The following is a 13582-nucleotide window of genomic DNA, read 5'->3' as shown; positions in this document are numbered from 1 at the left end:
GGCGTGACGTGTCGGGACCGGCCACCGCGCGGGAAGCGGACCCGGCCTCGGACTCCCCGGTGCCGTCCGGAGTCGGTCCGCGGGTCCGAAGCGTCCGCACGGCGCGCGTGGACGCGGCGCGCGACGTCAGAGCAGGGGCCCTGGTCTGGTCAACTCGTCGTAGACGCTGAGCACCCGGGTCACCGTCTCCTCCTCGGTGGGCCACGTGGCGACCCGTCGCGCCGCCGCCTCGCGGAGCGCCTCCCGGCGCGCGGGGTCGTCGAGCAGCTCCACGACGGCTCGGGCCAGGGCGACCGCGTCATCCCTCGGCACGACCTCGGCCGCGTCGCCGACCAGGTCGCGGACGGCGCCGACATCCGCGGCCACGAGCGGGACCCGTGCGCGCAGGGCCCGTTGGGCGAAGCCCGCGCGGTCCTCGCCCGGGCCGGGCAGCAGAGCGAGATCGGCGGCGGCGAGCAACTCGGACAGGTCCTCGTCGCCGACGAAGGCCACCGGCAACGAGTCGTCCACGACACGACCGCGCGACTGCTCCGGGAGCGGGCCCGCCAGAACCACCAGCGGAGGAGGGGTCAGGTCGCGCCACGCGAGCGCGGCGTCGAGGAGGACGTCACGGCAGCCGTCGTGCCGGTCCGTCCCTCCGACCGTGACCAGCAGGGGACGCCCCACCGCGCCGACGTCGGCGCGGACCTTCGGGCGGGGCCGCGAGCCCGACGACGACCGATTCTCCGGCCAGGGCTGCGCCACGGCGGAGAGACGGGCGTCGCGGGCCCCGCCGGCACGTGCCTCCTCGACCGATTCCGAGGTGGTGCCGAGGACCACGGTGGCCGCCCTCAGCACCCCGTGTTCCAGCCCCCGCAGCAGACGCGCGCGGGGGCCCTCGGCCCGTGACCGGCCGTGCCGGGTGACGACCAAGGGGATCCGCTCCCGCCACCCGCCCAGCGCCAGGACGGAACGGATCGACGCGTGGAGCCCGTGCGCGTGCACCAGATCGGCATCGGCGCAGAGCGCCCGCAGAGCCGCCACGGAGACCGGGTCGCCACTCCGGGGGACGTGCACGTGGTGGGCACCGGTCCCGGAGAAGTCGTGGGTGCGCTCGGCCTCCACGGGGGCGCACACGGTGACCTTCACGCCCCTCGCGACGAGCCCGGCGGCCAAGGAGCGCACGTGGGCGCTGCTGCCGGCGTGCCCCCCGCCCAGTACCTGCACGGTGCGCAGCGGAAACGAGGGGCCGTGCGGCGGGGGGCTGCTCTGGGGGGTCACGTGGCCGGGGGCTCCTGGTTCGACGAAGGGGACGTGGGCGGGCCACGCCGTCGTTCGGGACACGGAGAACGTACAGAATCGCCGGCGGGGCGAACCGCGCCGGTCGGCCCCACACGGCCCCAGAATGCCGGCCTCCACCGACTCCCGGGACCGGCCTCCCCACCCATGACGGAGCGACACACCGCAACGGGGCGACGGCGTTCACCGGGCCGAGTGACAGGCGGGCGGCGACCCACGTCGACGCGACGGCCCTTCCCCCGGCGCCCCACCGGCCCCGCTATCGCGGCGCGTCCGCCCGAGCCGTCTCCAGCAGTTCCTCCGCATGGGCTCGCGCCGTCCGGGAATTCTCCTGCCCGGCGAGCATCCTGGACAACTCCCGGACCCGCTCCTCCCCCTCCAGCACCTTCACCCCCGACCGGGTCACCGACCCGTCGTCGGTCTTCTCGACCAACAACTGTCGATCCGCGAAGGCGGCGACCTGCGGCAGATGCGTGACGACGACCACCTGCGCGGTCCTGGCCAGCCGGGCCAGGCGTCGGCCGATCTCCACCGCCGCCCTCCCCCCCACGCCCGCGTCCACCTCGTCGAACAGATAGGTCGGCACCGGGTCCGTGCCGGCGAAGGCCACTTCGACCGCCAGCATCACACGGGACAGCTCGCCGCCCGACGCGCCCCGGGAGACGGGTCTGGCCGGCGCCCCCGGATGCGGAGTCAGCAACAGCTCGACCTCGTCGACACCGAAGGGTCCGTAGGCGAGCGCCCGCCCGTCGACGACCACGCCCCCGGGATCCTCGGTCTGTCGGACCGCGAAGGTCACCCTGGCGTGCGGCATCGCCAGCGAACCCAGTTCCGCTGTGACCGCGGCGGCGAAGCGCTCGGCCGCCCGGGTCCGCACGTCCGTCAGAAGCCGTGCCGATCGAGCCAGTTCCGCCCGCAGAGCGTCCCGCTCGGCCGTCAGCTCCTCGATCCGCTCGTCGTCGCCGTCGAGGGTGGCCAGGCGCCCGGCGGACCGCTCGGCCCACGCCAGAACGGCGGTGACGTCCTCTCCGTACTTGCGGGTCAGTGCCGTGAGGTCGGCCCGCCGCGCCTCGACCGCCGCCAGCCGCGGCGGGTCGGCCTCCAGGTCACCCGCGTACCCGGCCAGCTCCCCCGCCGCGTCGTGGAGCAGGATGCCGATCTCCCGGACGCGGTCGGCCAGGCCCGCCAGCGCCGGATCGTGCGCACACGCGCCGTCCAGGGCACGCTGGGCACCGGCGACCAGGGTGGCGGCGTCCACCGCCTCAAGATCCTCGGGGTCGCCCGCCAGCGCGCCGTGCGCGGCCGAGGCGGCCGAGGCCAGTACCTCGGCGTGCCGAAGGCGCTCGGCCTCCTCGGCGAGGCGCTCGTCCTCACCCGGCGTCGGTGCCACGGCCTCGATCTCCGACAGTCCGTGACGGAGCAGGTCCGCCTCCTGTGCCCGTTCACGGGCGCGGGTGGTGATCTCCCCGAGTTCGGCGGAGACCACGCGCAACCGCCGGTAGGCCCGGTCGTACGCGGAGAGCGGCCCGACCAACGCGTCCCCCGCGTACCGGTCGAGCGCCTGCCGCTGCCGCGCCGGCTTGAGGAGTCCCTGCTGGGCGGACTGGCCGTGCACGGCGACCAGTTCGTCGGCGATCTCGGCAAGCACCCCTACGGGGACGGCCCGCCCGCCCAGGTGGGCGCGCGACCGGCCCTCGGCGGAGACGGTACGGCTGACCAACAACGCGCCGTCGTCCAGCTGGGCGCCGGCCTCCTCCGCCCGCGCAATGGCGGAGGCGTCCCGCGGCACCGCGAGTCGCCCCTCCACGACGGCGCTCCTGGCACCGAGCCGCACCAACGCCGGGTCGGCACGCCCTCCCAACAGCAGCCCCAGGCTGGTGACCACCATGGTCTTGCCCGCGCCGGTCTCCCCCGTCACCGCGGTGAAGCCGGGGGACAACTCGACCACGGCGTCGTCGATCACGCCGAGCGACCGTATCCGCATCTCCTCAAGCACGGTCACGACCATACGAGGTCCGAACGGAGGAGTGCGACCGCCCCACCCGGGCGACAGAAGAGGCAGGGGCACCCCGGCCGCGGATCGGTCCCGTACGAAGGGCGATCACCCCGGCACGGCCCGCTTCCGGGAACCACCCCTTCGAGGGCTGGGCCTGCCGCCGCCCGACGCCGCATCGCGTGCCTCCCGCCTCCTCGGCGCCCCTCGCGACGCCGGGCTCCCGCGCGCGAGGGGGCCGGGCCGAGACCCCTGCGCCCGCGAGGCGTCCCCGCAGGCAGACCGCGGGGCGATCCACCGCTCGCGGGACACCCCCTAGCGAAGCGCTCCGCGCCAGCCGGACACCGGCAGCGCGAACTTCGCGACGAGGCGTTCGGTGAACGAGGAGTGGTGCAGCCGGGCCAACCGCACCGGCACGGCCCCCCGGCGCACCTCCACCCTCGCCCCCGGTGGCAGGTCGGCGGTCCGCCGCCCGTCACACCAGAGGACCCCGGGTGGGACATGTGGCGGGATCTCCACCGCCAGCACCGAGTCCGGGGACGTGACCAGAGGTTTCGCGAACAGCGCGTGGGCGCTGATGGGCACCATGAGCAGTGCCTCGACCTCCGGCCACACCACGGGCCCGCCGGAGGAGAACGCGTAGGCCGTGGAGCCGGTGGGGGTCGACAGCACGATGCCGTCGCAGCCGAACCCGGTGACCGGGCGCCCGTCCACGGCCAGCACCACCTCCAGCATCCTTTCGGCCGAAACCTTCTGGACGGCGGCCTCGTTCAGGGCCCAGTCGGTGTGCACGATGTCTCCGTCGCGGTGCACCACCACGTCGATCGTCATGCGCTCTTCCACCTCGTAGGCCCGGCCGACCACCCGGTCGACGACCTTGTCGAGGTCGTCGCGCTCGGCCTCGGCGAGGAACCCCACCCGACCGAGGTTGACGCCGAGCATCGGAACGCCGGAGGCACGGGCGAACTCCGCACCGCGCAACAGCGTCCCGTCTCCGCCGAGGACGATGAGCAACTCGCAGCCGTCGAGACACTCCGGGGTGGCCTCCCTGACCAGCTCCACCTCGTCGGACAGCGGCAGGTCGCGGGCCTCGGCCTCCAACACCCGGACCCCCAGGCCGGCGTGGAGCAGTCCCTTGACCACGAGTTCGGCGCTGCGGACCGCCGCGGGCCGACCGGTGTGGGCCAACAGGAAGACGGTACGTGTTCGGTTCTCTCTCACCGCGGCCCCTCCGCCACTGCGCGATCCGCGTCGCTCGGGTCCAACGCCTCGGCCCCGGCTCGCAACCACAGGAAGTACTCGACGTTGCCGGACGGGCCCGGCAGCGGGCTGGCGACGACGCCCCTCGTCCCGTAGCCCAAGTCCCACGCCCTGGCGGCCACCGCGCGAACGGCCTCCGCCCGCAGCTCGGCGCTGCGCACCACTCCCCCGCTGCCGAGGCGCTCACGACCCACCTCGAACTGCGGTTTCACCATCATCACCAGATCCGCGTCCGGTCTGGCACACCGCACCAACGCGGGCAGCACCAGACCGAGCGGAATGAAGGACAGGTCCCCCACGACAAGATCCACCGGCCTTCCGTCGATCACTTCGACCGTCAACTCTCGTACATTCGTACGGTCCTTGACGGTGACGCGTTCATCCTGCCGCAAGGACCAGGCGAGTTGCCCGTATCCCACGTCGACGGCGACCACGTGCGCGGCCCCCGCACGCAGCAGGACGTCGGTGAAGCCGCCGGTGGACGCGCCGGCGTCCAAGGCGCGCCGCCCCTCGACGACAAGCCCTCGCGGCACGAACGCCGCGAGGGCTCCGGCGAGCTTGTGTCCCCCCCGGGACACGTAGTCGGGTTCGTCACCCTCCTCGGCGACGACGATCGCGGCCGATGTCTCCACCTGCGTGGCGGGCTTCGCCGCGACGCTCCTGCCGACGGTGACCCGCCCGGCGGCGATCAGACGGCCGGCGTGCTCGCGCGAGCGGGCGAGCTTCCGGCGGACCAGTTCGGCGTCCAGACGTCGGCGTGCGGCTCCTGCCACGTTCGGTTCAGCTCCCTTGTGCGTACGGGGTCGGGCGCCCCGACGGCTCCCGGCGGGCGTCCAGCTCGGCGAGCACCTCGCGCAGTCCCCCGTGGACATCCTCGTACACGGGGAGGTGATCGCCGGTGGGGAGGCCGTCCACGGCGGTCAGCCGTCCCAGGAGGCGGTCCACCCCGGCATGGCCGGTCGGGTCGGAGGTAACGTCCGGAAAGGCGCGGGCCGGGGTGTCGTACGGGGGTTTCGGGCCGGTCTCGTGTCGCTCGACCGGAAGGGCTTCGGTCATGCCTCGACGCTACCGCGAACCGCTGCGATACCGTCGGTCGCGATGGCCACGATCGAGGAATGCCACGCCGCGCTCGCCAGGTTCTCGGACGCCCTGGCGTCCGCGGACGGGGACGTACGCGAAGCCGCGGCCCTGGACCGTTCGGTGACCTGCCACCTCACGGACCTGGACACGACCTTCGTGGGCCGCGTGCGCGCCGGTGCCGTCGAGGTACGGGAGACACTGAACGGCCCGCCCCGGTCACGCGCCGAGATCCGCCTCGCCCTCTCCGGCGACGACCTGGTCGCGCTGGTGAACGGCGACCTGCATTTCGCGAAGGCGTGGGCCGCCGGTCGGGTACGGCTGGAGGCGAGCATCCTCGACCTGTTCCGACTCCGCAAGCTCCTGCGCTGACACGCACCGCGGCGCCCGACGGCGGCCGGTGGGCCGCCGCACCCCGCGTGCCCGCACGGGGCACGACGGCCTCCCGACCTCGTTCACCAGCCCAACCGTGCCAAGGCCCTCCGCGGGTCCAGCGCGCACACCTCCGCACCGGCGGCCGTCCAGGCCGCGGCGCACAGGGCGCGCAGGCCGTCCAGCGGCTCCCCGCCCCCCGCCAGCTCCAGCTCTCCCACCGTCGCCGACGCCTCCCAACCGCCGCACCGGAACCGCCCGCCCTCGGCGGCGACGCCGGTCTGCGCCCGCAGCAACCCCCGCAGGTCCGCGTCGACATACGTGGGCCGGTGCCGTGGCGACGCCGCCAGGAGACCCGCGGGGTCGGTCACGCCGGTCAGGACGAGCAGGGAGTCGACACCACCGTTCACGGCGCCCTCGATGTCGGTGTCGAGTCGGTCCCCCACGACGAGCGGCCGTCGGGCCCCCGTCCGCAACACGGTCTCCCGGTGCATCGGCGGAAGTGGCTTGCCCGCCACGGTCGGCTCGGCGCCGGTGGCGATGCGCACCACCTCCACAGCGGCTCCGTTGCCCGGAGCGATCCCTCGCTCGCCGGGAATCGTCAGGTCGGTGTTGGAGGCGAACCACGGCACACCGCGGGCGATGGCGTAACAGGCCTCGGCGAACCGCCCCCACACGAGACCCGGACCGCCGTAGCCCTGCACGACCGCCGCCGGGTCGTCCTCCGCCGACTCCACCGGCACCAGCCCGCGCTCCCGCAAGGCCACCCGCAGCCCCTCACCGCCGACCACCAGCACCCGGGCACCCTCGGGCACCCGCTCGGCCACGATCCTCGCCACCGCCTGGGCCGACGTGATCACGTCGTCCGCCTCGGTCGGCAACCCCAGGTCCGACAGGTGCGAGGCCACCGTGTCCGGTGTCCGTGAGGCGTTGTTGGTGACATAGGCGAGACGCATGCCGCCGTTCCGGGCCGTCAGCAGCGAATCCACCGCGTGAACAATCGCCCGCCCCCCGGCGTACACCACTCCGTCGAGATCGAGGAGTGCCGTGTCGTACACCTCGCTCAGCGCTCCGCCCGTGCCCTCGGTACTGGTCCTGGCGCTCCGGCTCATTCCGTGGTGCTCCTCACTCGACGTCGATCACCGACGTTCCCCATATCATCGACACGCATAGGATGCCTGGATGGACTCAGCAGGTCACTCGGAGGCCGCCGCGCACCGAGGCCTCGAACTCAACCCGTTTCGAGGCCTCCGCTACGACCCCGCTCGGGTCGGCAGTCTGGCCGCCGTCACTTCCCCGCCGTACGACGTCGTGGTCAGCCCCGACGGCCTGCGCCACCTGCAGTCGAACGACCCGCACAACATCGTCCGGCTGATCCTGCCGCAGGCCCCCACGCCGGCCGCCCGCAACGAACAGGCCGCCCGCGCCTTCCGCCGCTGGCGAGCCGAAGGCGTCCTCGCCGTCGACGCGACACCCGCGCTGTACGTCTACGAGCAACGGGACGACTCCGGTGTGCTCCAGCGCGGCCTGATCGGCCTCCTCAGGGTCGCCGACCCCGCGGAACGGGTCGTCCTGCCCCACGAGGACGTCATGCCCCACGTGGTCGCCGACCGCGCGGCCCTTATGCGCGCCACGTCGGCCAACCTGGATCCGCTCCTGCTCACCTACCGAGGCGACGGGGCGGCGACCGGCGGCATCGTGGAGAGCACCGCCGAGCGCACACCCCTGCTGTCGACCACCACCGAGGACGGCCTCGGTCACCGACTGTGGTCGGTGACCGACCCGGACGACATCGCCCGCCTCCGTGCCGATCTGGCCGGGCACCAGGCGCTGATCGCGGACGGTCACCACCGTTGGGCGACATACCGCACCCTGCGCGCCGAGCACTCCTCGCCCGGTCCCTGGGACCACGGACTGGTGTTGCTGGTCGACACGGTCCGATACCCGCTCCGCGTTCGCGCCATCCATCGCCTGCTGCACGACCTGCCAGTGGGGCAGGCCGTCGCCGATCTGAAGGATCGTTTCCGAGTGCGCCGACTCGACGTGGCGCTTCCCGCCGCGCTCGACGTCCTGGCGGAAGCGGCCGAGGGCGGGAACGCCTTCCTCCTCGCCGGTGACGGTTCCTTCCACTTGGCCGACCGGCCCGAATCGGACCTACTGGACCGCACCGTCCCCGCCGACCGACCCGAGGCGTGGCGCCGGCTCGACGCGACGGTGCTGCACTCCACGCTCCTACCCCACGTGTGGCACGTACCCGAGGATTCCAGCGCCCAGGTCTCCTACATCCACGACGCCGCGGCCACCGTCGCGAAGGCGGAACGCGACGGAGGCACGGCCGTTCTCCTCCACCCGGTGCGTGAGGACGTCGTCCGCGACCTGGCCCGTCAGGGTGTCATGATGCCAAGGAAGACCACGTCGTTCGGGCCCAAGCCGGCCACCGGTCTGGTCCTGCGGGCGCTCGACACCTGAACACCCCGACGCGGCTTCAGGGACACCTGGAGGGCCCGGCCCTCCTTCATGATGGGGCGGCAGCCGTATCCAGGTGGTCGCCGACCCGGGTCGGCGACCACCTGGATGGCGACGGACCGGGTCGGCGACGGACCGGAACACGTCCGCCCGGCCTCCGTACCGCTACCTCAAACCCTCAGTCGGAGCGCCCATCTCGGTCTTCGGGGTCCCGTGACTCATCGTCCCGCGCCCCTTCGTCGGAATCGCCCGTCCGCGCGACGGAGGCGTCGGTGGCGGACTCGTCATCCATGACGTCCACGAACTCCACCCCGTCCAACTCGGCCAGTCGGTCGGAAGCGTCCGTGCGGCCTTCCCGGTCGGATTCCAGCGCCTTGGCGAACCACTCCCTGGCCTCGGCCTCACGGCCGGCCGTGAGCAGCGCGTCGGCGTAGGCGTACCGCAGTCGCGCGGTCCACGGCTGGACAGAGCCGGAGGCCAGTTCCGGGCTCTGCAGTGTCACGATCGCGGCGTCCAACTGGCCCATGTCCCGCCGCGCTCCCGCGGCGACGAGACGCATCTCGACTTGGCCCGCCTTGTCGAGCTTGCGCACCTCCGAGGCCCCGGCCATCTCCAGCGCCTTCTCCGGGCGCCCCAGCCCGCGCTCACAGTCCGCCATCAGAGGCCAGAGTTCGACGCCGCCCGTCATCCGACGCGCCGCGCGGAATTCCGCCAACGCCTCGGCGTAGTTCTGGGTGGCGTACGCGGCGAAGCCGGCCGCCTCACGCACCGCGCCGACCCGGGAGGCGAGCCGCAAGGCGACCTTGGAGTATCCGTAGGCGCCCTCCGGGTCCTCGTCGAGAAGTCGAGCCACCATGACCAGGTTCTTCGCCACGTCTTCGGCGAGGGTCTTCGGGAGACTCTGCAGTTCCTGCCGGACGCTCTTGTCGATCTCGTCTCCCGTGACGTCCTCCGGGATGGGCAGCCGCTTGATCGGCTCTCGCTCGCGGTCCTCCCGGAGACGCCCGCCGTCCCGTCGATCCTCCCGGCCCCGAAACCCGCCCGGGCGCCCGGAGCGATCGCCACGGGCGGGGCTTCGCCCGAACCGGCCGTCGCGCCCCTGGGAACGGCCGCCCGACTGACCCTGGCCGCCGTCCCGACGGAACCCACCACGATCATCACGACGATCGTCCCGACGCTCGAACGAACGCCCACCACGATCATCACGACGATCATCACGACGGAACCCACCACGATCACCACGACGGTCATCACGCCGATCGTCCCGACGGAACCCACCACGATCATCACGACGATCGTCCCGACGCTCGAACGAACGCCCACCACGATCATCACGACGATCATCACGCCGATCGTCCCGACGGAACCCACCACGATCATCACGACGATCGTCCTCGCGGCTTCCGCGTGGTCCCCGGTCATCACGATCACGGGTTCGGCGGCCCTGGTACCCCTCGCGACCGCCACCTCCCGAACGATCTTCACGGGAGAACGGACGGCCACCGCTGCGGCCTCCTTGGCCACCCCGCCCACCGCGAACACCACCGTCCCGTCGCCGCTCGTCGCGCTCCGGCCGGTCGTCGGGAGAGTTGGTGGACATGGGTGACTCCTGTCTTCGGTACCGCACTTCATTCTCGCGCAATGGCCACACCATCGCGCCCTCGCAAAACAACAAGGGCCCTTGGTCCCAGCAGAACGCTGGGACCAAGGGCCCTTGTCAAAGATTGTTCGGCGGCGTCCTACTCTCCCACAGGGTCCCCCCTGCAGTACCATCGGCGCTGTAGAGCTTAGCTTCCGGGTTCGGAATGTAACCGGGCGTTTCCCCTACGCTAAAACCACCGAAACCCTAACGGTTTCAAGCGAACACACTCTTCAGTTCAATTCACCGAAACCGGCAACAGTCGTTGCCTCAGAACCAACACAGTGGACGCGAGCACCTACGGACAAGCCCTCGGCCTATTAGTACCGGTCAACTCCACACCTCACAGTGCTTCCATACCCGGCCTATCAACCCAGTCGTCTACTGGGAGCCTTACCCCATCAAGTAGGTGGGAGCCCTCATCTCGAAGCAGGCTTCCCGCTTAGATGCTTTCAGCGGTTATCCCTCCCGAACGTAGCCAACCAGCCATGCCCTTGGCAGAACAACTGGCACACCAGAGGTTCGTCCGTCCCGGTCCTCTCGTACTAGGGACAGCCCTTCTCAAGACTCCTACGCGCACAGCGGATAGGGACCGAACTGTCTCACGACGTTCTAAACCCAGCTCGCGTACCGCTTTAATGGGCGAACAGCCCAACCCTTGGGACCGACTCCAGCCCCAGGATGCGACGAGCCGACATCGAGGTGCCAAACCATCCCGTCGATATGGACTCTTGGGGAAGATCAGCCTGTTATCCCCGGGGTACCTTTTATCCGTTGAGCGACGGCGCTTCCACAAGCCACCGCCGGATCACTAGTCCCGACTTTCGTCCCTGCTCGACCCGTCGGTCTCACAGTCAAGCTCCCTTGTGCACTTACACTCAACACCTGATTACCAACCAGGCTGAGGGAACCTTTGGGCGCCTCCGTTACCCTTTAGGAGGCAACCGCCCCAGTTAAACTACCCATCAGACACTGTCCCTGATCCGGATCACGGACCCAGGTTAGACATCCAGCACGACCAGACTGGTATTTCAACGACGACTCCACCCACACTGGCGTACAGGCTTCACAGTCTCCCAGCTATCCTACACAAGCCGAACCGAACACCAATATCAAACTATAGTAAAGGTCCCGGGGTCTTTCCGTCCTGCTGCGCGAAACGAGCATCTTTACTCGTAGTGCAATTTCACCGGGCCTATGGTTGAGACAGTCGAGAAGTCGTTACGCCATTCGTGCAGGTCGGAACTTACCCGACAAGGAATTTCGCTACCTTAGGATGGTTATAGTTACCACCGCCGTTTACTGGCGCTTAAGTTCTCAGCTTCGCCCCACCGAAATGGAACTAACCGGTCCCCTTAACGTTCCAGCACCGGGCAGGCGTCAGTCCGTATACATCGCCTTACGGCTTCGCACGGACCTGTGTTTTTAGTAAACAGTCGCTTCTCGCTGGTCTCTGCGGCCACCCCCAGCTCAAGGCGCACAGCCCATCACCAGAAATGGCCCCCCTTCTCCCGAAGTTACGGGGGCATTTTGCCGAGTTCCTTAACCATAGTTCACCCGAACGCCTCGGTATTCTCTACCAGACCACCTGAGTCGGTTTAGGGTACGGGCCGCCATGAAACTCGCTAGAGGCTTTTCTCGACAGCATAGGATCATCCACTTCACCACAATCGGCTCGGCATCAGGTCTCAGACACATGTCACGCGGATTTACCTACGCAACGCCCTACACCCTTACCCCGGGACAACCACCGCCCGGGATGGACTACCTTCCTGCGTCACCCCATCACTCGCCTACTACCAGCTCGGACCACCGGCTCCACCACAATCCATCCCCCGAAGGGTCCGGAACGGCTTCACGGGCTTAGCATCACCAGATTCGACGTTTGACGCTCCACAGCGGGTACCGGAATATCAACCGGTTATCCATCGACTACGCCTGTCGGCCTCGCCTTAGGTCCCGACTTACCCTGGGCAGATCAGCTTGACCCAGGAACCCTTGGTCAATCGGCGCAAACGTTTCCCACGTTTGAATCGCTACTCATGCCTGCATTCTCACTCGTCAACCGTCCACAACTGCCTTACGGCGCTGCTTCACCCGGCAAACGACGCTCCCCTACCCATCCACACACCCGTTAAGGCAACCATGTGAATGACACGACTTCGGCGGTACACTTGAGCCCCGCTACATTATCGGCGCGGAATCACTTGACCAGTGAGCTATTACGCACTCTTTCAAGGATGGCTGCTTCTAAGCCAACCTCCTGGTTGTCTCTGCGACTCCACATCCTTTCCCACTTAGCGTACGCTTAGGGGCCTTAGTCGATGCTCTGGGCTGTTTCCCTCTCGACCATGGAGCTTATCCCCCACAGTCTCACTGCCGCGCTCTCACTTACCGGCATTCGGAGTTTGGCTAAGGTCAGTAACCCGGTAAGGCCCATCGCCTATCCAGTGCTCTACCTCCGGCAAGAAACACACGACGCTGCACCTAAATGCATTTCGGGGAGAACCAGCTATCACGGAGTTTGATTGGCCTTTCACCCCTAACCACAGGTCATCCCCCAGGTTTTCAACCCTGGTGGGTTCGGTCCTCCACGAAGTCTTACCTCCGCTTCAACCTGCCCATGGCTAGATCACTCCGCTTCGGGTCTTGAGCATGCTACTCCAACGCCCTCTTCGGACTCGCTTTCGCTACGGCTACCCCACAACAGGTTAACCTCGCAACACACCGCAAACTCGCAGGCTCATTCTTCAAAAGGCACGCAGTCACGACACACAAACCCCGAAAGGCTCGCATGCGACGCTCCCACGGCTTGTAGGCACACGGTTTCAGGTACTATTTCACTCCCCTCCCGGGGTACTTTTCACCATTCCCTCACGGTACTATCCGCTATCGGTCACCAGGGAATATTTAGGCTTAACGGGTGGTCCCGCCAGATTCACACGGGATTTCTCGGGCCCCGTGCTACTTGGGAAAATCCTCAACGAGCCGCTGACATTTCGACTACGGGGGTCTTACCCTCTACGCCGGACCTTTCGCATGTCCTTCGCCTACATCAACGGTTTCTCACTCGCCTCACAGCCGGCAGACCATGAAAAAAGACATCCCACAACCCCGCACACGCAACCCCTGCCGGGTATCACACGCATACGGTTTGGCCTCATCCAGTTTCGCTCGCCACTACTCCCGGAATCACGGTTGTTTTCTCTTCCTGCGGGTACTGAGATGTTTCACTTCCCCGCGTTCCCTCCACTCGCCCTATGAGTTCAGGCAAGGGTGACAGCCCATGACGACTGCCGGGTTTCCCCATTCGGACACCCCCGGATCAAAGCCTGGTTGACGACTCCCCGGGGCCTATCGCGGCCTCCCACGTCCTTCATCGGTTCCTGGTGCCAAGGCATCCACCGTGCGCCCTTAAAAACTTGGCCACAGATGCTCGCGTCCACTGTGCAGTTCTCAAACAACGACCAGCCACCCGTCACACACCATCCACCGAC

9 protein-coding genes and 2 rRNA genes are annotated in these 13582 nt (G+C 68.9%); 2 read left to right on the top strand and 9 right to left on the bottom strand.

The features are described 5' to 3' along the window. Nucleotides 1–126: 126 nt before the first annotated feature. The 5 genes from JEK78_RS19025 to JEK78_RS19005 all read right to left on the bottom strand — a co-directional run bounded on the left by JEK78_RS19025 (nt 127) and on the right by JEK78_RS19005 (nt 5587). A complete protein-coding gene (locus tag JEK78_RS19025) occupies nt 127–1260 on the bottom strand; it encodes a glycosyltransferase family 4 protein (RefSeq protein WP_200261312.1) in 1134 nt (377 codons plus the stop codon). A 277-nt stretch (nt 1261–1537) separates the two neighbouring features. Next, entirely contained in the window at nt 1538–3286 is a 1749-nt protein-coding gene (recN, locus tag JEK78_RS19020; protein WP_200261310.1) for a DNA repair protein RecN, read from the bottom strand. 300 nt (nt 3287–3586) lie between these two features. Further along, nucleotides 3587–4492 carry an NAD kinase gene (locus JEK78_RS19015; protein WP_200261309.1) on the bottom strand — a complete coding sequence of 302 codons (906 nt, stop codon included), beginning with the start codon at nt 4490–4492 and terminating at the stop codon, nt 3587–3589. Beyond that, nucleotides 4489–5304, bottom strand: coding sequence for a TlyA family RNA methyltransferase (locus tag JEK78_RS19010; protein ID WP_200261307.1), 816 nt, complete (start codon nt 5302–5304; stop codon nt 4489–4491). Before JEK78_RS19010 ends, JEK78_RS19015 begins: the two co-directional genes overlap by 4 nt. 7 nt (nt 5305–5311) lie before the next feature. After that, nucleotides 5312–5587: a hypothetical protein gene (locus JEK78_RS19005; RefSeq protein WP_200261305.1), complete on the bottom strand. Its 276-nt coding sequence runs from the start codon at nt 5585–5587 to the stop codon at nt 5312–5314. 42 nt (nt 5588–5629) lie between these two features. Here JEK78_RS19005 and JEK78_RS19000 point away from each other — a divergent pair, with 42 nt between their 5' ends. After that, nucleotides 5630–5980 carry a sterol-binding protein gene (locus tag JEK78_RS19000; RefSeq protein ID WP_200261303.1) on the top strand — a complete coding sequence of 117 codons (351 nt, stop codon included), beginning with the start codon at nt 5630–5632 and terminating at the stop codon, nt 5978–5980. 83 nt (nt 5981–6063) lie between these two features. Here JEK78_RS19000 and JEK78_RS18995 read toward each other — a convergent pair whose 3' ends face one another. Then, nucleotides 6064–7092: an HAD hydrolase-like protein gene (locus tag JEK78_RS18995; protein WP_200261301.1), complete on the bottom strand. Its 1029-nt coding sequence runs from the start codon at nt 7090–7092 to the stop codon at nt 6064–6066. A gap of 70 nt (nt 7093–7162) precedes the next feature. Here JEK78_RS18995 and JEK78_RS18990 point away from each other — a divergent pair, with 70 nt between their 5' ends. Then, entirely contained in the window at nt 7163–8449 is a 1287-nt protein-coding gene (locus JEK78_RS18990; protein WP_200261299.1) for a DUF1015 domain-containing protein, read from the top strand. A gap of 175 nt (nt 8450–8624) precedes the next feature. Here the strand turns inward: JEK78_RS18990 and JEK78_RS18985 are convergent, their stop codons facing one another. The 3 genes from JEK78_RS18985 to JEK78_RS18975 form a co-directional block, all read right to left on the bottom strand. Next, entirely contained in the window at nt 8625–9410 is a 786-nt protein-coding gene (locus JEK78_RS18985; RefSeq protein WP_242483429.1) for a tetratricopeptide repeat protein, read from the bottom strand. 762 nt (nt 9411–10172) lie between these two features. Then, a 5S ribosomal RNA gene (gene rrf, locus JEK78_RS18980) occupies nt 10173–10289 on the bottom strand. A 96-nt stretch (nt 10290–10385) separates the two neighbouring features. Then, a 23S ribosomal RNA gene (locus tag JEK78_RS18975) occupies nt 10386–13513 on the bottom strand. Nucleotides 13514–13582: the final 69 nt, after the last annotated feature.

Origin of the sequence: Streptomyces sp. HSG2 (assembly GCF_016598575.1) — a bacterium.
GTDB lineage: Bacteria > Actinomycetota > Actinomycetes > Streptomycetales > Streptomycetaceae > Streptomyces.
Note: the sequence above shows the minus strand (reverse complement) of the source record. Positions and strands in the feature narration are given on the sequence as shown.

What these genes read in the sequence shown, in the direction of transcription:
- JEK78_RS19005 (WP_200261305.1), bottom strand. Translation starts at nt 5,587, where the DNA reads ATGACCGAAGCCCTTCCGGTCGAGCGACACGAGACCGGCCCGAAACCC.
- recN (WP_200261310.1), bottom strand. Translation starts at nt 3,286, where the DNA reads ATGGTCGTGACCGTGCTTGAGGAGATGCGGATACGGTCGCTCGGCGTG.
- JEK78_RS18995 (WP_200261301.1), bottom strand. Translation starts at nt 7,092, where the DNA reads ATGAGCCGGAGCGCCAGGACCAGTACCGAGGGCACGGGCGGAGCGCTG.
- JEK78_RS19000 (WP_200261303.1), top strand. Translation starts at nt 5,630, where the DNA reads ATGGCCACGATCGAGGAATGCCACGCCGCGCTCGCCAGGTTCTCGGAC.
- JEK78_RS18990 (WP_200261299.1), top strand. Translation starts at nt 7,163, where the DNA reads ATGGACTCAGCAGGTCACTCGGAGGCCGCCGCGCACCGAGGCCTCGAA.